Source organism: Pelagimonas sp. (assembly GCF_058892305.1).
The window spans coordinates 75090-93497 of record NZ_JBZXVN010000030.1 but is presented as its reverse complement, the minus strand read 5'-3'; the positions used below and the strand labels follow the sequence as shown (position 1 = coordinate 93497).

Below are 18408 nucleotides of genomic sequence, written 5' to 3'. Positions count from 1 at the left end.
CGCAAAACCGCGATCTTCCCTCTTGCCAGAAACGACTCGTGAAACAAACGTTTCACTTGTTGACTTGTGGTAAAACAAATGAAAAGTTCGTGTCAAGGGAGAGGGATTCGAACGTTTGACGAGTCGTTTAGAGGATCGCATCGGTGAAAATTACAGCGACCTGAGCGCCAAGCTCAGAGACGCTGCCGATTATGTTGCGGCCAATCAATTGGCCGTCGCGACACGCTCATTGCGGGCTGTGTCGGGCGAAAGCGGTGTGTCACCAGCAACCTTGTCACGACTGGCGCGCAACCTCGGATTTGATGATTACGAAAGCCTGCGTGACCTCTGCCGCAGCACAGTTGAGACCCGCAGCACCCCCTTTGCAGAGCGTGCCGAACGCCTCAAACAGGATCCGACCTCAAAAGACACCATCCCCGACCGCCAATTTGCCGCCTGTATCAACAACATTGCACAGTTGGCCGAAACAGTGAACCGCACACGCCTTCAAAGCGCGGTTGATGCCTTGCATTCGGCACGACAGGTCGTGTTGCTCGGGGCGTTTGGATCGACTGGAATTGTCGAATACATGGCTTATCTGGCCGACTACTTTAATGCCAATTGGAAGCTTGCCGGACGCATGGGGGCCTCGCTTGGCCCCACGCTTAGCGATCTGGGCAAAGGCGACGTTTTGCTGGCGGTGACAAAATCGCCCTACACACGGCGCACTGTTCTGGCCGCCGAAATGGCCCAGACGTCAGGAGCCAAAACGCTCATCATAACCGACAGCCACGCCTGCCCTGCCAACAAACACGCCGATTATTCTTTTATCATTCCCTCCGAGAGCCCGCAGTTTTTCTCATCTTACGCGGCGACGCTCTCGCTGTTGGAAACCATGGTGGCTATGCTGGTGGCGCAATCAGGCGACTCGGCGAGTCAAAAGATCAAGGATGTTGAACAGAGACATCAACAGCTTGGAGAATTTTGGGGAGGCTAGCGCCGCCTTGAAACGAAAATAAAGTCATCAATTAGGGAGCTATAATAATGATGAACAAACTGAAACTGGCCGGGGCGGCACTTGTCGCATCCGCAACCTTCACCACAGGTGCAGCCGCTCAGGAATTCATTTCCATCGGAACCGGCGGCGTCACTGGCGTTTACTATCCAACCGGTGGCGCGATCTGCCGTCTGGTCAACAAGTCGCGCAAAGAGCACGGCATTCGTTGCGCCGTCGAATCCACAGGTGGGTCGGTCTACAATATCAACACCATCAAAGCTGGGGAGCTTGAGTTTGGTGTTGCGCAATCTGATTGGCAGTACCACGCCTATAACGGCACCTCGAAGTTTGCCGACAACCCGTTCCCAGAAGTGCGCGCCGTCTTCTCGGTCCACCCTGAGCCCTTCACTCTGATCGTACGTGCCGACAGCGGCATCACCGATTTTGCCAGCCTTGCGGGCAAGCGTGTGAACGTGGGCAACCCAGGCTCCGGTCAGCGCGCGACCATGGAAGTTGTCATGGACGCCCACGGCATCGCCATGGACGATCTGGCACTGGCGACCGAGTACAAAGGCTCGGAAATGGCCAAGCAGCTGTGTGACGGCAACATCGACGCGATGATCTACACCATCGGTCACCCAGCGGCGGCGATCAAAGAAGCCACCACTACCTGTGATGCGGTTCTGGTGTCGGTCACCGGCGAAGCGATCGACAAGCTGGTTGCGGATAACCCGTTCTACCGCAAAGCCACCATCCCCGGCGGCATGTATGCGGGCACCGATGGCGACACCGAAACATTTGGTGTTGGCGCGACATTTGTGACCTCGGCCAATGTGCCTGAGAACGTGGTTTATGTTGTTGCGAAATCCGTGATGGAAAACATCGAGGATTTCCGTCAGCTGCACCCAGCGTTCGCCAACCTCAAGGCCGAAGAAATGGTCAAGGATGGCCTGTCTGCACCACTGCATGACGGCGCGGCCAAAGCCTATAAAGAACTGGGTTTGGTTGACTAATCCGACCTGAACCTATTGCGCCCGGGGCACTCTGCTCCGGGCGTTTGATAATGGGGCCGGGCAACGTATCCGGACCTTGGCGTAGCAAGTGACCTCTCAACCCGCGCACAAATTCCGTGCACGGAATTTACAAAATCCATGCATGGATTTTGGGGCCTCGCCGCACCGTTCCAACCAAATTTCGACAGGGGACATTTATGACTGACGAAAGCCAAGTTGCCCGCAGCGCGGACGATATGGTTGCCGAGGCTGATACCGGCGCGCGCAACCCGTCCATCGCATGGCAGGCCAAACTGATTATCGGAACCTGCATCGTCTGGTCCCTGTTTCAACTCTATATCGCATCGAAGCTGCCTGGGGTGATCGCGCAATCTACGGGCATGAACATCTTTGCCAATATCGTGGCGCAGGCGCGTTTTGTGCACCTCGCCTTTGCGATCATGCTGGCAACGCTGGCCTTTCCGCTGACATCTTCGTCCCCCAAGGACCGCATTCCTGCCTATGACTGGGCCTTGCTGATCTTGGGTGTCGCGTCATGTCTCTATCTTGTGGTTTTCCGCTTTCAAATCGCGGATCGCCCCGGCCTCTGGAGCACCTCAGATATCACCATGTCGGCCATTGGCATGGGCGTTTTGATGGTCTCGGTCTACCGATCCCTTGGCTTACCTCTGGTTATCATCGCCTCATCTTTTGTGCTCTTTGCCTTCTTTGGCGGCTATTCAGAATGGGCGCGCAATATCACCAATTATGGCGGTGCATCCCTGTCCAAGGCGCTCGGCCATTATTGGATGCAGACCGAAGGCGTGTTTGGCGTTGCCCTTGGCGTTTCGACCACAATGATCTTCCTCTTTGTTCTCTTTGGCGCGTTGCTTGATCGCGCAGGCGGCGGCAATTGGTTCATCAAAGTCGCGATTTCCCTACTCGGCGCCCTGCGTGGCGGCCCTGCGAAAGCCTCGGTTCTCTCTTCGATGATGACCGGAATGATCTCAGGCTCTTCCATTGCCAACACAGTAACCACTGGCACCTTCACTATCCCGCTGATGAAGCGCATCGGCTTCCCGGCGGAAAAGGCTGGCGCGGTCGAAGTGGCCTCGTCAACCAATGGTCAGCTCACCCCACCGGTCATGGGCGCGGCGGCGTTCTTGATGGTCGAATACGTCAACATTCCCTATATCGACGTGGTCAAACACGCCTTCCTTCCGGCGGTGATTTCCTACATCGCGTTGCTCTATATTGTGCATCTCGAAAGCCTGAAAATGGGTCTTGAGGGGCTCAAGAAAGAAGGCCGCAAGATCGGTGTCATCATGATCATGATCCTGTTTTTGTCAGGCTTCATTTTCCTTGGCATTTGCACATTCCTGATGATTGGGTTGCGCGCGATTCTGGACCCGGTTCTGGGCGATTCAATCTATGCGGCCGTGGCCCTTGTCGCTGTCATGTATATCTTTCTTGTCTCTGTCGCCGCCAAATACCCCGACCTTGAAATGGATGATCCAAACGCACCGGTCCCGGCCGCGCCGCGTTTGACGCCCACCTTGTTGGGCGGTCTTTACTTCTCGCTGCCGATCTTCATTCTGGTCTGGAACCTGATGGTGCGCACCGACAGTCTTGAACGTCTGTCCCCTGCCCTCTCGGCCTTTTGGGCGACGATCTTTATGATCATCGTGGCGCTCACCCATCGCCCCCTCAAAGCGTTCTTTCGCGGCGAAGGTCATGCGGCCGAACTCGTCGCCGGATGGGGGGACTTTGTTCAAGGTCTGATTTTAGGCGCGCGCAATATGATTGGGATCGGTGTCGCCACCGGGGCCGCCGGTGTCATCGTTGGCACCATCAGCCTCACCGGCGCGCATCAGGTCATTGGTCAGGTGATTGAAACCATCGCTGGCGGCAACCTGATCATCCTGTTGTTGCTTGTCGCAGTGCTATCGCTGATCCTCGGGATGGGTCTGCCGACCACGGCAAACTACATCGTTGTGTCTAGCCTGATGGCCCCGGTCATCGTCTCGGTTGGCGCGCAATCCGGCCTTATCGTTCCCCTGATCGCGGTGCACATGTTTGTGTTCTATTTCGGGATCTTAGCGGATGATACCCCGCCCGTGGGGCTTGCCGCCTACGCTGCGGCGGCAATCTCACGCGGCGACCCGATCAAAACTGGTATCCAAGGCTTTGGTTATGACATCCGAACCGCTTTGTTGCCCTTTATGTTCATCTTCAACACCGATCTGTTGTTAATCGAAGTCGGCTTTGGCAAGGCGGTGTTGGTGTTCTTCATCTCACTCATTGCGATGCTGATCTTTGCCGCCGCGACCCAAGGGTATTTCTTTGCCAAATCGCGCAAATGGGAAAGCGCAGCCTTGCTCTTCATTGCTTTCATGCTGTTTAGGCCCGACTTCTTCCTTGATCAGGTCAGCCCAAAATACACCGCAGCAGAAGGCCCAGCCGGCATCACATTGATGGATGGTGCCCCAAGCGATCAATTGGTGCGCTTGACCGTTGCTGGCCCAGACTTTGACACCGCAATTGTGCGCCCAACCACCGTGACGGTACCGGCAATCAATGGCGATGCCATGGCCGCGTTGAAGGCCCAAGGCCTGACCGTGATCGAAGAAGATGGCAAGCTGCTGCTCGAGGAACCCTTCCCCGGCACGCCGCACTTTGGCACCATCGGATCTGAGTATGACTACTATGGTGACGACCCGGTTGTTGTGACCATGGTCCAGGTCGAAAACGACCGCATGCCCAAAGAGCTGTTCTTTATCCCGGCGCTGTTGTTGTTGCTTGGGGTCATCATGATCCAGCGACCACGCGCCACCCAACCCGCGTTCTAAGTGAGGAAGACCCATGTTTGAGAAAATCCTACTAGCTGTCGACCTCAACCAGAGCAAAGGCAAACGGCGCACCGCGGATGCGGCGATCCAACTGGCTCAGACCAATGGGGCAGAGTTGCATGTCCTTACGGTCTTGCCAGACACCGGCATGCCCGTGGTCAGCATGTCCTTGCCCAAAGATCACACAAATCAGATCAAGGCCGAAGCCGCGCAGGCGCTGGCAAAATGGGGCAAAGATGTAATCCCTGAGGATTTGCAAACCGTTCTGCACGTTGGTCAGGGCACAATCTATGACCAGATCATCAAGTTCGCCAATTCGGTTGGGGCCAATGCGATTGTGATCGGCGCGCATAGCCCTGAACTCAAAGACTATCTTGTTGGGCCCAACTCGGCCCGTGTGGTGCGCCATGCCACACAATCCGTCTTTGTGATCCGCTGATCACGCGGGCACGCGGTCTTGACCCTGTGCCCTTGGGCGATACACATCTATTAAGGCCCCTAGCTTCGGCTCGGGGCCTTTTCTTTGAAATGGAAAGGCCCGTGCATGTCTTTTGTTTTTGATCCTGCCCCAACCGCGTCGCTTGCGGTCGCCGGGGACGACGCCCGTTTTCCTGTTCGGCGCATTTTCTGTGTCGGTCGCAACTATGCCGCCCACGCCCGCGAAATGGGCAAAGACCCGGATCGTGAACCACCGTTCTTTTTCACCAAACCGGCGGATGCAGTTGTGGCGGGTGGGCAATCACTGCCTTTTCCCAGCCGGACGCAAAACCTGCATTACGAAGCCGAATTGGTTGTGTGCTTGGGCCGTGGCGGCACGGATATCTCGGTGGCCGATGCCCTAAACCATGTCTGGGGCTATGCGGCCGGCAATGATCTAACCCGGCGTGATATGCAGGCCGAGGCCAAAAAGATGGGCCGCCCTTGGGATATGGCCAAGGGGTTTGATCAATCGGCTTTGATCGGACCGGTGCACCCGGCGGACAAAACCGGGCACTTCGAAAAAGGCACCATCACCCTTTCGGTGAACGGAGAAGAGAAGCAGCGCGGCGATCTGGCGGATATGATCTGGTCTGTTCCTGAGGTGATTTCGATCCTGTCGACCTATGTGGCGTTGGAAGCGGGTGATTTGATCATGACCGGTACGCCTGCCGGTGTTGGCGCGCTAGAACCGGGCGACACTTGCGTTGTGTCCATCGACGGCTTGCCTGAGCTGGGCTTTCAATACAGCGCTTAAACCGAAATTCTGCCAGCGTCCCATAAAATGGCATTGTCTTTATGGTCTGTCATTACAAAACCGAGCGCCGTTCACGGCTTCTTCTTTCCTCAAGTATCCCGAGTGTGAATGACGCCAAAGGTTTCAGAGGGGGCTGGCCCCTCCCCCCGTCTCAAAACGGCTAAGTCCTTGTGCAGACTTAGCCCCCAAACCGTTGCGGGGCAAAGGCGCTCACGTCGGTGTTCAAAGGCTGATCCAATATCATCCCCGCCAAAATGCGTCCGGTTTTCGGCCCGCCGGTCAGGCCGATATGTTGGTGGCCAAACCCGGCGAAAACACCCTTGGCTGAAAGTTCGCCAATCATCGGCAGGCTATCGGCCAAGGTCGGGCGATGCCCCATCCATGTTTCTTCGCCACGCCATGTCACGCCCGGAAGCGCCTCTTTCATCTTGCGCCGCAGCAATGCAAAGGGCGCATCCGATGGCCCGGCCTCAATCCCGCCGAACTCAACAATCCCAGCACAGCGCATCCCGGCGCGCATCGGCGTGGCCACAAATTTCCCGGCAGAAATCATCGTTGGTACTTTCGGTGCGCCCTCTGCCTCCTGAAACACCACATGATAGCCTCGCTCGCTTTCAAGCGGTGGTGTAAGGCCAAGTTTGCGCATCAACGGCCCCGACCAAATTCCTGCGGCCAAAACCACGGCGTCACAGGCGATAGGCCCATCACGGGTCTCAACCTGTTGCACCTGTCCGGCGTTTAGCGTGACGTCCTGAACCTCACTTTGGCGAATCTCGCCGCCCATTTCGGACAGCGCCGTGGCTAAAGCGGCGACGTAGTTACCCGGATCGCTGATAAACCCGTGCTCTTTCATCAGCGCCAGACACTTGATGGTCGGGCCATAGGCCGGGTCATATTCTTGAACGGCTTGGCCTTCGATCAGTTCCGGAACAAAGCCATTGTCGCGTCGCAAGCCCCAGCCATAGGTTTCCTTGTCAAAATCCGACCGCGCCCCATAGGCAAAAACATAATCCGACGGATGCACAAAGGCGCGCGCACTCGGCAGGTCTTCGGTTAGGCTTAGGTGTTGGTCGACGCTGTCACCAATCAACGCGGTTAAGGCCGAGGTGATCCGCCGTGTATCCTTGTCATTGGCGTGGCGCATAAATTTGAACAACCACGGGGCCAGTTTCGGCAGATACGACCAACGCATAAACAGTGGTGAGTTGGGGTTTAGCAAATACCCCGGTGCCTTGGTGATCAACCCCGGTTCGGTCACGGGGACAACGGCGCAAGAGGCCAAGACACCGGCATTGCCATAGGACGTCCCCTGCCCCGGATCGGCCTTGTCGACCAAGGTGACGCGGGCCCCGGCCCGACGCAGCCATATCGCCGTCGACACGCCGACAATCCCCGCCCCGATGATCACCACATGTTTGTTCATAGCCACTCGCTTCCAAATTCAAAAAGGGCGCCCCAGATTGGGACGCCCAGCCAGACTTTCGTGAAGTCAGGGTTATTTCAAGGCCGCATCGGTGATCATATGCGTCCAGGCCCCTTCGGGTGTTACGGTGATCACAGGATCAGAACCACCCTTAAGCAGAGTTTGAACGGTACGTTCGTAATCCGCCTCGTTCAACTTGCCGGTCGAACCCGCGGTCAACTTTGCGATTTCACGCATCATACGTTGCTGATGCTTTTCGGTCTGGGCACCAGTGGCATCGTTTTCCAAAACGATTTCAGCGGCTTCGTCTGGATTTTCCTCGGCGTATTTCCAACCCTTCATCGAGGCGCGGACAAAGCGCACCATCTTGTCTTTGAAGGCCGGATCTTCAAGGTTTTCCCCAAGCACATACATGCCGTCTTCAAGCGTCGCGACGCCCATGTCTTCGTATTTGAAGGTCACGAGGTCTTCCTCGGTCAGACCCGCATCAATAACCTGCCAATATTCATTGTAGGTCATGGTTGAAATACAGGCGGCTTGACCTTGCAACAGCGGATCAACGTTAAAGCCCTGTTTGAGAACGGTCACCCCTGTGTCGCCACCATCCGTCGACAGGCCGATCTGGCTCATCCAGCTTAGGAAGGGATATTCGTTGCCAAAGAACCAAACGCCAAGTGTTTTACCGGCGAAATCTTCTGGGCTGGTGATGCCGGTGTCTTTGCGGCAGGTCAGCATCATGCCCGAGCTGGCAAAGGGCTGCGCGATGTTTACAAGGTTCAAACCCTTTTCGCGCGAGGCCAAGGCCGATGGCATCCAGTCCAGAACAACGTCGGCACCGCCACCGGCGATGACCTGCGCCGGGGCCACATCGGGGCCACCGGGCTTGATGGTGACGTTCAGGTCTTCGTCGCCATAAAAGCCTTTTTCTTGGGCGACGAAATAGCCGGCGAATTGGGCTTGAGTGACCCATTTCAGCTGAAGCGTTACGTCATCTGCGGCCTGTGCCATGCTGGCGCTCATCGCCACCACGCTGGCTAGGGCTGTTTTCAAAAATGTGTTCATGTCAGTCTCCTTGCTGTCTTTGCTATCTTTGTTGTTCTTGTTTTTATTGGGCGAGTTCAGGGGGTTGCCCCTGAGCGCCAGTGACAAAGCTAAACCCGGGTGGGTAGCTGTGAAATCCGTCAAAATCGCCTTTGCCAATCTCTCCCCCCGCGCCGCGAAGGATCGCGTAACCCATGTTCATATGGAAGAAGAAATTGGGGGCCCCGTAAAGCGCAATATAGTCGTAAGGGTCCTGATCCAGCGTGGCTTTTCCCGCAACATGGTTAATCTTGCCGGTGTTTTGGGCAGACACGCCTTCAAGTCGGTCAAGATGGGTGCGCACCTCCTGCCCCCGCCCAACAAGTGTTGTTGGATCAGCGACATCTGGCAGGTCCGGAATGGGTTGCCCTGCTAAGGGACATAGGCTGCGCAAGACATAGCCCTGCGCAATGCCAAAATTCTCAAGGGCTGAAAAACTATCTGGTGTCAGACGTTCAGCAAGCTGATCGGCGGTCGCTTTGCCCGCCAGATCGTCAATCCGATCCAGAAAATGCCGGAACACCGGCATGTAATGCTGGATCAGATCGCTCATCGCGTTTTCCTTTGCGAGGGGTGCCAGAAGGTCATGCGTTTTTCCATCAAAGCGACCAAACCGTAGAACCCCGACCCCAAGATTGCCGCGACGGTGATTTCCGCCCAGACCATATCAAGCGACAAACGCCCGACCTCGGTCGAGATTCGAAAGCCCATCCCCTTGATCGGAGAGCCAAAGAACTCGGCCACAATCGCACCAATCAACGCCAACGTGGTAGCGATTTTCAGACCGTTAAAGATAAACGGCATCGCGGCGGGCAAACGCAATTTCAGCAATGTCGGAACATAGCCAGCGGCATAGGTGCGCATCAAATCACGCTGCATGTGATCGGTGGCTTGCAACCCTTGCACGGTATTGACCAGCACCGGAAAGAACACCATCGCCACCACAACAGCGGCCTTGGAATGCCAGTCAAACCCAAACCACATCACCATAATCGGCGCGAGGCCAACAATCGGCAAGGCGGCGATAAAGTTGCCGACGGGAAGCAATCCGCGCTGAAGAAAGGCCGAGCGATCAATGGCAATGGCGATCAGGATCGCCGAACCACACCCCATAGCATAGCCGGTAAGTGCACCCTTAAAGAAGGTTTGAACAAGGTCTTGCAACAGGATGTCGGTCTTGCTGACAAGGGCCACGCCAACGGCCGAGGGCGGCGGCAAGAGCACCGGGCTGATGTTAAAGCCACGCACCATCCCTTCCCAGAGGACAAGGATCGTGACGCCAAAGATAATCGGCACGAGGAAGGATGCGCCGGGCACCTTGTGGCGCACCAAATACATGTTGATGGCAATGGTCACGACCCAGAACAACAGGCTTGCGATAATCCAGATCATTGCGACATCCCCATACGTTTCAGCGTGACTTTTTCAATCGCACTTAGGGCAAAGACCATCAGCGCCGCCAAGGTTGCCGCCGCCAAAAGGGCCGACCAGATCTGAATTGTCTGTCCGTAATAGCTCCCTGCCAAAAGACGTGCGCCAAGACCACCGTTCTGGCTTAGCGAGAGTTCCGCAACCACCGCTCCGATCAGGCTGGCGGCGACGCCAACTTTGAGCGAGGCAAAAAGATAGGGGGTCGAGGCGGGCAAGCGCAGTTTCCAAAACGCCTGTGACGACGAAGCGCTATAGGTTTTCATCTGATCCAAAAGCATCGTATCGGGGCTACGCAACCCTTTGACCATTCCGACAACAATCGGGAAAAAGCTTAGGTACATCGAGATCACGCCCTTGGCGACGATATCATTGACCTGCATGGCCGCCAAAACCACCACAATCATCGGTGCGATGGCCAAGATGGGCACCGTTTGGCTTGCGATGATCCAAGGCATGACTGACATATCGATCACTTTGAAATAGACGATGCACACCGCCAACAAGATGCCAAGGCCAACACCAAAGGCAAAGCCCAGCGCCGTGGCCTGCAAGGTGATCCAGCCGTGGTAGATCAAAGACCGTTTTGAAGTGACCTTCTTTTCAACCGTGGTTTTCCAGATTTCCGCGCCCACCTGATGGGGGGCCGGAAGACGCGGTTTTTCCTGCGCCATGGTGTCGGCGACCATTTCGGAAAACCCGATCTCAACTTTTGCGCGTTCGGCCTTAGAATAGGCCCAAGGCGCATTCAAAACCACGGCAAAGGCATACCAAAGCGCAAAGATCGCCGCGACAACCGTCAGAACGGGAATGATGGATTTCATGCGCTCTCTCCTTTTGCGGTGACGATCAATAGGACCGCGACCACGCCCAAGGCGATGCCTGCCCATTGCTGAGGCGTCGGGCGTTCGCCGAAAACCGCCACAGCTACGGCATTTGCCATCACCAATTGCATCACCGAGGCGATGGAAATGGCGACGGCCATGCCTTCCCCGCGTAACAATGGTATCATCATGAGATTGCCAACCGAATAGAGCGTTAGCGCGAGGGCAATCATCCACACGGCCGCATGATCCACATAGGCGCGCAAAAACGATGTGGCCGTCAACAAGACAACCATCGTCGCGAAAAGCCACGTCATGTTCGCAATGCTCATGCCGTCATCCTCCGCTGTGTCATATCAATCGTCATACGCATGCCCCTCGCGCAGACCTTCGCGCACACGATGCGCAATTTCGAGAAACTCAGGCGTGTCGCGAATGTCCAAAGGCCGTTCGCGTGGCAGCGGGCTTTCGATCACATCGGTGATCCGGCCCGGACGCGGGCTCATCACGACGATCTTGGTGCTGAGGTAAACCGCTTCGGGGATCGAATGGGTCACAAAGCCGATGGTTTTGTTGGTCCGCGCCCAAAGTTCCAAAAGCTGTTCGTTCAGGTGGTCGCGGACAATTTCATCAAGCGCGCCAAAGGGTTCGTCCATCAAGAGGATGTCAGCGTCAAAGGCCAAAGCGCGGGCGATACTGGCGCGTTGCTGCATCCCGCCCGACAATTGCCAAGGGAACTTTTTCTCAAACCCATCGAGATGGACAAGCTCAAGAACCTCTTCGACCCGTTTGGCCATATCGGATTTCGGATAACCCATGATCTCAAGCGGCAGGCGGATATTGCCGCCAATCGTGCGCCAAGGGTATAGGCCAGCCGCCTGAAACACATAGCCATAGGCCCGCGATTGCCGCGCCTGTTCCGGCGTCATACCATTCACGGTCAAACTGCCACCGGTTGGTTGCTCCAAATCGGCAATCGCGCGCAAAAACGTGGTTTTCCCACAGCCCGACGGGCCGATAAAGCTCACGAAATCACCTTTGTTGATGTCCAGATCAACGCCCTTAAGCGCATGTACCGGCCCATCATTGGTCTGATAGGTCAGGTCCAGGTTCTTTGCCTGTATGACGGTTTCACTCACCTGAGTTCACTCCTGAAAGTCTGTTCTTTTCACTCGCCTTAGTCACAATCGACACCCATAGCGTGATCCCTGACACGCACAACAAGGCAAGAGCAAAGGTGTATTGCATCACCCGATCCATAAAACTCAGAAAACCACATCCATTGTCACTGACACCTTCTGCGATGGCACAGTAGCCTCCGTAAAATAGCGCTAGGCCAAACAACCCAAGGACGCTAAAACCGCCAACTGCCAAACTCGCCGTGCGTCCGGCAAAGACATAGGCTAGTCGCATGAGTAGTGCCGGAACAGAAACCGCTACCCCAAAGAAAAAGAGGGGTAGTACAATGAGAACATTCATCAAATCCCCGCTGGGATGTTTTGAGGATCGCGCTCGATTTTGCGCGGGGTGTTTAGGGCCTTCCACTGGCTGAGCGCCTTTTGTGCCGAGCTGAACGCTGGGCGCGGGACGAAACGACCACGGCCCGGTTGGGGTTGGCTGTTCTGCCCCCAAGCCCAGATCACGTCGCCACGGCTTAGGGTGTAGCGGGATTGGGCTTTGACCTCAAAACCTTCGAACACGTTGTAATCCAAGACGGAATGATGATTGGCCGGGCTGATCGTTTTGGAAATCTTCGGGTCCCAAACCACGATATCCGCATCCGCGCCCTCAACAATCGCACCCTTTTTGGGATAGATATTGAGGATTTTCGCCACATTGGTCGAGGTCGCCGCGACAAATTCATTTGGCGTCAAACGACCCGTTTCAACCCCTTCGGTCCAGAGCACGGCAAGCCGTTCTTCAAGCCCGTTCGAGCCATTGGGAATGATCCGAAAATCGTCTTTGCCCGCGCGTTTTTGAGCGGTGGTAAAGGCGGCGTGATCGGTTGCAACCACCTGCAAAGAGCCCGCTTGCAACCCGGCCCAAAGGCTTTGTTGATGATCCTTGGAGCGGAACGGAGGCGACATGACCCGGCGCGCGGCATGGTCCCAATCCTTGTTGAAATACTCGCTTTCATCCAAGGTCAGGAACTGGATCAGCGGCTCGCCATAAACACGCATGCCCTTTTGACGGGCCCGGCGGATTGCCTCATGTGCTTGCTCACAAGACACATGCACGATGTAGAGCGGCACACCCGCCGCGTCGGCGATGGTGATCGCGCGGTTGGCAGCCTCGCCCTCTAACTCGGGCGGACGGCTATAGGCGTGCCCCTCGGGTCCGGTGATGCCTTCGTTGAAGTATTTGGTCTGCAGCTCGGCCACCAGATCGCCGTTTTCCGCATGAACCATCGGCAGCGCGCCCAGTTCGGCACAGCGTTTGAACGAGGCAAACATTTCGTCATCTTCAATCATCAACGCGCCTTTGTAGGCCATGAAATGCTTGAAGCTGTTGACGCCCATATCCACGGCGTCTTTCATCTCGTTAAAGACGTTTTCGTCCCAGCCGGTGATCGCCATGTGATAACCGATATCGCTGCAAATCTGTGGCGCTGACTTGCGGTGCCATTCGTTGATGGCGTTCTTGATGCTGCCATCTTCGCCCGGCAGGCAGAAATCAACGATCATCGTGGTGCCGCCTGTGGCCGCCGCCCAAGTTCCGCTCTCAAAGGTTTCGGCGGCGGTGGTGCCCATGAACGGCATTTCCAAATGCGTGTGCGGGTCGATCCCGCCGGGGATCACATAGGCCCCTTCGGCGTCGATATATTCATCGCCGACAAGGTCATCTCCGATCTGTTTGATCACCTCGCCTTCGATCAGCACATCCGCCTTATAGGTCCTGTCCGCCGTGCAGACCATGCCGCCTTTGATTACCTTAGACATCGAAATAACCCCTGTATAAGTTTCTGGCCTGCGCCAATAATTTCCCATGATCCGCGCGAAAGGCGTCGTCGTCGACCCTTTCTAGCGCGGCGTCGAGGTTCCAAAGCGCTTGAACCAGCGGCTTGTTATCCTCATTCTCTTTGAGCAATCTCTCACCCAACTTGTCCAAAGCCACGCCGAGGATCAGAACATCAGCCCGCGATAATGTCACATTCACGGGCTGGGTTAGATCTTCGGACATGTTGGTTACTCCACAACCTGAGCTGTTTTCAGAACCGCATGCATCAAGACGTTTGCCCCGGCGGCGGCCCAATCTTTGGAAATGTCTTCCGCTTCATTGTGCGACAAGCCGTCGACACAGGGGCACATGACCATGGCCGTGGGTGCAACATCGTTGATCCAGCAAGCGTCATGCCCCGCACCGGAAATGATGTCGCGATGCGAATAGCCCATCACTTCGGCCCCTTCGCGGATCGCCGCGACACAGGTTTCGTCAAAGGCGGGCGGATCGAACTGACCCACGATTTCAGCCGAGAACTCCACGCCGATTTCTTCGCAGAGCTTGGGGGCTTTTTCCATCAATTCATCCACCATCCCATTGAGTTTATCGAGCAGATGCGTACGCATATCGACGGTAAAGACCACCTTGCCGGGGATGATATTGCGTGAGTTCGGGTAGACATCAATATGGCCGATGGCCCCTACCGCATTGGGCTGGTTTTTCATCGCGATCTCATGCACCAGCTCGGTGATCAGCGCCAACCCCCGTCCGGCGTTTTTGCGCATGTGCATGGGGGTTGACCCGGTGTGGCTTTCTTTGCCGGTCACGGTGATTTCGATCCAACGCAGGCCCTGTCCGTGGGTCACAACGCCAATGTCTTTGCCCTCGGCCTCCAAAATCGGGCCTTGTTCGATGTGCAATTCAAACATGGCGTGCATTTTGCGGTCGCCGACCTTTTCATCGCCTTTCCACCCAATGCGCTCAAGCTCATCACCAAACCGCTTGCCCTCGGCATCAACGCGATCATAGGCCCAATCTTGGGTGTGCTTGCCCGCAAATACGCCCGATGACAGCATCGCCGGGGCATAGCGCGTGCCCTCTTCGTTGGTCCAGTTGGTCACAACGATGGGGTGTTTGGTTTTGATGCCTTGCTCATGCATGGTGCGGATCACTTCGAGGCCGCCTAGCACGCCCAGCACACCGTCATATTTGCCGCCCGTCGGTTGGGTGTCGAGATGCGAACCAACATAGACCGGCAGCAAGTCTGGCTCTGTTCCCTCGTATCGGGCAAACATATTGCCCATCTGATCAAGACCCATGGTGCAACCAACGGCTTCACACCAGCTTTGGAACAAGGCGCGACCTTCGGCATCCTCATCGGTCAATGTCTGGCGATTGTTGCCGCCCGCAATGCCGGGGCCGATTTTGGCCATCTCCATCAGGCTGTCCCACAGCCGATCAGCGTCAATCCGAGTGTTGGAGATGTTTGACATGGCGAGCCCCTTTGCTTTGTCTTTGGTCTTGTGTTGATGCGAACACACAGTGCAGGCCCCTCCAAGCTTGCACCGGCCACACCCTGACCATATGGTCAACTATCGGCACTACTTGACCATTTGGTCAAGAAATTTCTGAAAAAGGATGTGTTTGCGCTATGTCCAATAGCAATGGCTCAAAAATGAGGCGCCAAGAAAAGGAAAAGCAAATCCTTTTGGCAGCGGAAAAAGTGTTTGCTGAGGCGGGCTTCGGCGGAGCGACGATGCAGCTGATCGCCGATGTGTCGGGATTGCCAAAAGCAAATATTCATTATTATTTTTCAACCAAAGAAGATCTCTATCGCCGCGTTGTGTCGAATATTTTCGACATTTGGCTGCAAGCGGCCGAAGCATTTGACGAATCATCCGGCCCCGCAGAAGGCATCGGCGGCTATATTGATGCCAAGATGGAAATCTCGCGGCGTCACCCGATGGGATCCAAAGTTTGGGCGTCTGAGGTGATGCATGGCGCTCCGGTCATTCAGGATTATCTTGAAGACGTTTTGGTAAGTTGGACCGAGGGGCGGATAGAGGTCATCCAACATTGGATTGATGATGGGTTGATGGCTCAAACCAACCCGCGCCATTTGCTCTATATGATTTGGTCCACAACGCAGCACTACGCAGATTTCCAACATCAAATCGAAACTTTGAATGGCGGGCGCCCGTTAGATGACGCAGAATGGCAGGACGCCAAAGCCAATGTGCGGGGCATCATCCTGCGCGGGCTGGGCATTGACGAGACAGGCTAGCGAGACGACCCTATGACCAAACCCCGCCCCACGGGCACCACCCGCATCCAGCGTGAAAAGCGGCAGGCGATTTTTGATGCGGCTTTGGATGTGTTTTCCGAAAACGGATTGCGCGGGGCAACATTGGATCAGATCGCGGCGCGCGCCGGTCTCTCCAAACCCAATGTGATTTACTATTTCGAAGGCAAAGAGGCGATCTACAAAGAGCTTTTGGAAAGCCTTTTGGACATCTGGATTGCCCCCTTGATCGAGCTGTCCGACAGTGACGAGCCGATCGAAGAACTGCTGGCCTATGTGCGCCGCAAATTGGATATGAGCCGCGACATGCCGCGGGAAAGTCGGCTTTTTGCGACCGAAATGATCCAAGCCGCCCCACATATCCGCGAGGTGATCTCCGGGCCGCTCAAAACCTTGATGGATGAGAAAGCCGCCTTAATCCAAGGGTGGATGGATGCAGGCCGGCTTGCCAAATCAGACCCTTATCATCTGATCTTTTCGATCTGGGCGACGACCCAGCACTATGCCGATTTCGACGTGCAGGTGCGCGCGGTTCTGGCCGGGCAAGACCCGTTCGACACCGCTCCGGCCTTTGTTGAAACGTTGTTTCGACGGATGTTAACCCCATTGGCCTGAGACTTTGCCTCCAAAGATCGCTGCTTTAGTTGGCATCCTCAGAGGACAGCACCTCCTCTAGGGACGCATAGGTTTTGCGATAGACAAAAGACCCAAATTGCCCACCGATCCGAACCGCAACGTAGAAAACGGTGCTCAGGATCAACGCAATTGGCACAGTCAGCGGAAACCATTTTTGATTGTGGCGTAGGGCATCTTTCAACATCGCTGCATAAAACTTCCAATCGCAGCGTGCGCGATCCCAGCGGTCACCGCCCACAACATAGCCAAAGTCATGGTGTTTCCAGCTGGCTTTGTCGAAGAACCAGCTAGCTGTTTCGGTGATCAATGTGCGCAAACGGTCGGGCAACCAATAAGGGCCGACGCCATTGCCAAACTTTGCCTGTTGTTCAGGGGTAAGGTCCGTGAATTTGGGGCGGGACATGACGGGGCATTCCTTATTTTAACCGCGTCACATGCAAAAACCAAAAGATCATGACAACGCACATCTCAATCATGAGCTGAAGAGACCTGAGGTCAATCTTTCTTTTGATGCCTTGAGAGGAATAGTCGCGCGCGACCTAGATCAACCCTTCGCCGCGAAACGAGAAATCCCTCTCTTTGCCAATCACCAAGTGATCATGGATCGACAAGCCCATCACCTGACAGGTCGAGACAAGTTCATCGGTCATGGTGATGTCCGCCTCGCTTGGCGTTGGATCGCCAGAGGGGTGATTATGGACAAGGATCAAGGCCGAGGCATTGACCTCAAGCGCGCGTTTGATGACTTCGCGCGGGTAGACCGGCACATGATCCACCGTGCCTTCGCCCTGTGCCTCATCCACGATAACCATGTTCTTGCGATCCAGATAGATCACCCGGAATTGTTCGGTATCGCGATGCGCCATGCGGGTTTTGCAATACTCTAGCAGGGCCTCGGACGACGAAAGAACATCGCGTTCCATCATCTTGGCTTGGCTCATCCTCTGGGCAAAGGCTTCGGCAATGCGCAGTTGCAAATAGACCTTGGGATCGGCCCCTGGGACCTGCATGACCCGTTGTTTGGAGGCCGCAACAACCCCGTTCAAATCGCCGAATTCGGCCAAAAGGCGTTTGGCCAAGGGTTTGACGTCAATGCGCGGGATGGCGTTGAACAATAAGAGTTCCAGAACCTCATATTCCGGCATGGGTTCATGGCCGCCGCTAAGAAACCTTTGGCGCAACCGTTCACGGTGGCCCCAATAATGCGGGACTTGATTGCCGCGATCATCCGTAACCAAGCCACCGCCAGCGGTGACATCATCCGACAAGCGGCGCGTGGATTTATACCCAGATGAAAACGCCGATTTGGTTTCGATGCCAGCGGGGGGAATGCGAGCCTCGAGATCCTGCAATCCCATCATCGCCTCTTCGGAGAACCCGGGCGGTTTGGCATGCGCGCGCCCTTTGGACGGCTTCGAGCGATTGCGCGTTGATTTGGCGACCTTCTTAGAAAAGGCCAGATGCCGAGACGCCCAAGTTGACAGCCCATCCACCATTTTTGCCTCCGTGCATCCTTGATTTCACAAAACGTCAAAACCTTGCGCCCAAAATGGTTACCGAGCGGTTAACCAAATAGGTGGCATTTGGGGCCATCCGGGGCCGCGTGGCAAAAATAACTCAGTCATATGGCACCAGGGCAGTGCTCTGGCCGAGCAATCTGCGGTGTTCGGAAAACCGACCATAGTTAAGGTGTCCATCTTGACCCTGCCGCCCCCTTCCCCGAT

The 18408-nt window shown here is 55.7% G+C and carries 20 protein-coding genes; 7 read left to right on the top strand and 13 right to left on the bottom strand.

Going from position 1 to position 18408, the window contains the following annotated elements:
- Window positions 1–115 precede the first annotated feature (115 nt).
- The 5 genes from AC5EFR_RS12690 to AC5EFR_RS12670 all read left to right on the top strand — a co-directional run bounded on the left by AC5EFR_RS12690 (window position 116) and on the right by AC5EFR_RS12670 (window position 6051).
- Window positions 116–976 (top strand): MurR/RpiR family transcriptional regulator, encoded by an 861-nt coding sequence (locus tag AC5EFR_RS12690; RefSeq protein ID WP_493576167.1) that lies wholly within the window; start codon window positions 116–118, stop codon window positions 974–976.
- Window positions 977–1026: 50 nt separating this feature from the next.
- Entirely contained in the window at window positions 1027–1989 is a 963-nt protein-coding gene (locus AC5EFR_RS12685; RefSeq protein WP_493576253.1) for a TAXI family TRAP transporter solute-binding subunit, read from the top strand.
- A 197-nt stretch (window positions 1990–2186) separates the two neighbouring features.
- A complete protein-coding gene (locus AC5EFR_RS12680) occupies window positions 2187–4817 on the top strand; it encodes a TRAP transporter permease (RefSeq protein ID WP_493576166.1) in 2631 nt (876 codons plus the stop codon).
- 13 nt (window positions 4818–4830) lie between these two features.
- On the top strand, window positions 4831–5256 hold the full coding sequence (locus AC5EFR_RS12675) for a universal stress protein (RefSeq protein ID WP_493576165.1): 426 nt from the start codon (window positions 4831–4833) through the stop codon (window positions 5254–5256).
- Window positions 5257–5361: 105 nt separating this feature from the next.
- Entirely contained in the window at window positions 5362–6051 is a 690-nt protein-coding gene (locus AC5EFR_RS12670; protein WP_493576164.1) for a fumarylacetoacetate hydrolase family protein, read from the top strand.
- 178 nt (window positions 6052–6229) lie between these two features.
- On the opposite strand, the gene AC5EFR_RS12665 is transcribed toward AC5EFR_RS12670, so the two are convergent.
- From AC5EFR_RS12665 to AC5EFR_RS12615, 11 genes are all read right to left on the bottom strand, one after another.
- Window positions 6230–7474, bottom strand: a complete 1245-nt coding sequence (locus AC5EFR_RS12665) for an NAD(P)/FAD-dependent oxidoreductase (RefSeq protein WP_493576163.1) — start codon at window positions 7472–7474, stop codon at window positions 6230–6232.
- Window positions 7475–7546: 72 nt separating this feature from the next.
- Window positions 7547–8536 carry an ABC transporter substrate-binding protein gene (locus AC5EFR_RS12660; protein ID WP_493576162.1) on the bottom strand — a complete coding sequence of 330 codons (990 nt, stop codon included), beginning with the start codon at window positions 8534–8536 and terminating at the stop codon, window positions 7547–7549.
- Between the two features lie 43 nt (window positions 8537–8579).
- Window positions 8580–9107 (bottom strand): DUF1993 family protein, encoded by a 528-nt coding sequence (locus AC5EFR_RS12655; protein ID WP_493576161.1) that lies wholly within the window; start codon window positions 9105–9107, stop codon window positions 8580–8582.
- A complete protein-coding gene (locus tag AC5EFR_RS12650) occupies window positions 9104–9946 on the bottom strand; it encodes an ABC transporter permease (protein ID WP_493576160.1) in 843 nt (280 codons plus the stop codon). Before AC5EFR_RS12650 ends, AC5EFR_RS12655 begins: the two co-directional genes overlap by 4 nt.
- Entirely contained in the window at window positions 9943–10806 is an 864-nt protein-coding gene (locus AC5EFR_RS12645) for an ABC transporter permease (protein ID WP_493576159.1), read from the bottom strand. Before AC5EFR_RS12645 ends, AC5EFR_RS12650 begins: the two co-directional genes overlap by 4 nt.
- A complete protein-coding gene (locus tag AC5EFR_RS12640) occupies window positions 10803–11138 on the bottom strand; it encodes a hypothetical protein (RefSeq protein ID WP_493576158.1) in 336 nt (111 codons plus the stop codon). The genes AC5EFR_RS12645 and AC5EFR_RS12640 overlap by 4 nt, the downstream gene beginning before the upstream one ends.
- 24 nt (window positions 11139–11162) lie before the next feature.
- Window positions 11163–11945: an ABC transporter ATP-binding protein gene (locus tag AC5EFR_RS12635; RefSeq protein WP_493576157.1), complete on the bottom strand. Its 783-nt coding sequence runs from the start codon at window positions 11943–11945 to the stop codon at window positions 11163–11165.
- Complete coding sequence (locus tag AC5EFR_RS12630) at window positions 11938–12285, bottom strand: hypothetical protein (RefSeq protein ID WP_493576156.1); 348 nt, start codon at window positions 12283–12285, stop codon at window positions 11938–11940. Before AC5EFR_RS12630 ends, AC5EFR_RS12635 begins: the two co-directional genes overlap by 8 nt.
- On the bottom strand, window positions 12285–13745 hold the full coding sequence (gene hydA, locus AC5EFR_RS12625; RefSeq protein ID WP_493576155.1) for a dihydropyrimidinase: 1461 nt from the start codon (window positions 13743–13745) through the stop codon (window positions 12285–12287). The genes AC5EFR_RS12630 and hydA overlap by 1 nt, the downstream gene beginning before the upstream one ends.
- Window positions 13738–13986, bottom strand: a complete 249-nt coding sequence (locus AC5EFR_RS12620; protein ID WP_299925811.1) for a hypothetical protein — start codon at window positions 13984–13986, stop codon at window positions 13738–13740. The genes hydA and AC5EFR_RS12620 overlap by 8 nt, the downstream gene beginning before the upstream one ends.
- 5 nt (window positions 13987–13991) lie before the next feature.
- Entirely contained in the window at window positions 13992–15239 is a 1248-nt protein-coding gene (locus AC5EFR_RS12615; RefSeq protein ID WP_493576154.1) for a Zn-dependent hydrolase, read from the bottom strand.
- Between the two features lie 182 nt (window positions 15240–15421).
- Here AC5EFR_RS12615 and AC5EFR_RS12610 point away from each other — a divergent pair, with 182 nt between their 5' ends.
- On the top strand, window positions 15422–16030 hold the full coding sequence (locus tag AC5EFR_RS12610) for a TetR/AcrR family transcriptional regulator (protein WP_299935343.1): 609 nt from the start codon (window positions 15422–15424) through the stop codon (window positions 16028–16030).
- A 12-nt stretch (window positions 16031–16042) separates the two neighbouring features.
- Window positions 16043–16663: a TetR family transcriptional regulator C-terminal domain-containing protein gene (locus AC5EFR_RS12605; protein WP_493576153.1), complete on the top strand. Its 621-nt coding sequence runs from the start codon at window positions 16043–16045 to the stop codon at window positions 16661–16663.
- A 25-nt stretch (window positions 16664–16688) separates the two neighbouring features.
- On the opposite strand, the gene AC5EFR_RS12600 is transcribed toward AC5EFR_RS12605, so the two are convergent.
- The gene (locus AC5EFR_RS12600) at window positions 16689–17087 is read right to left on the bottom strand and encodes a hypothetical protein (protein ID WP_493576152.1); all 399 of its coding nucleotides are present in this window, start codon (window positions 17085–17087) and stop codon (window positions 16689–16691) included.
- A gap of 136 nt (window positions 17088–17223) precedes the next feature.
- Entirely contained in the window at window positions 17224–18045 is an 822-nt protein-coding gene (gene radC, locus AC5EFR_RS12595; protein WP_493576252.1) for a RadC family protein, read from the bottom strand.
- Between the last annotated feature and the right edge of the window lie 363 nt (window positions 18046–18408).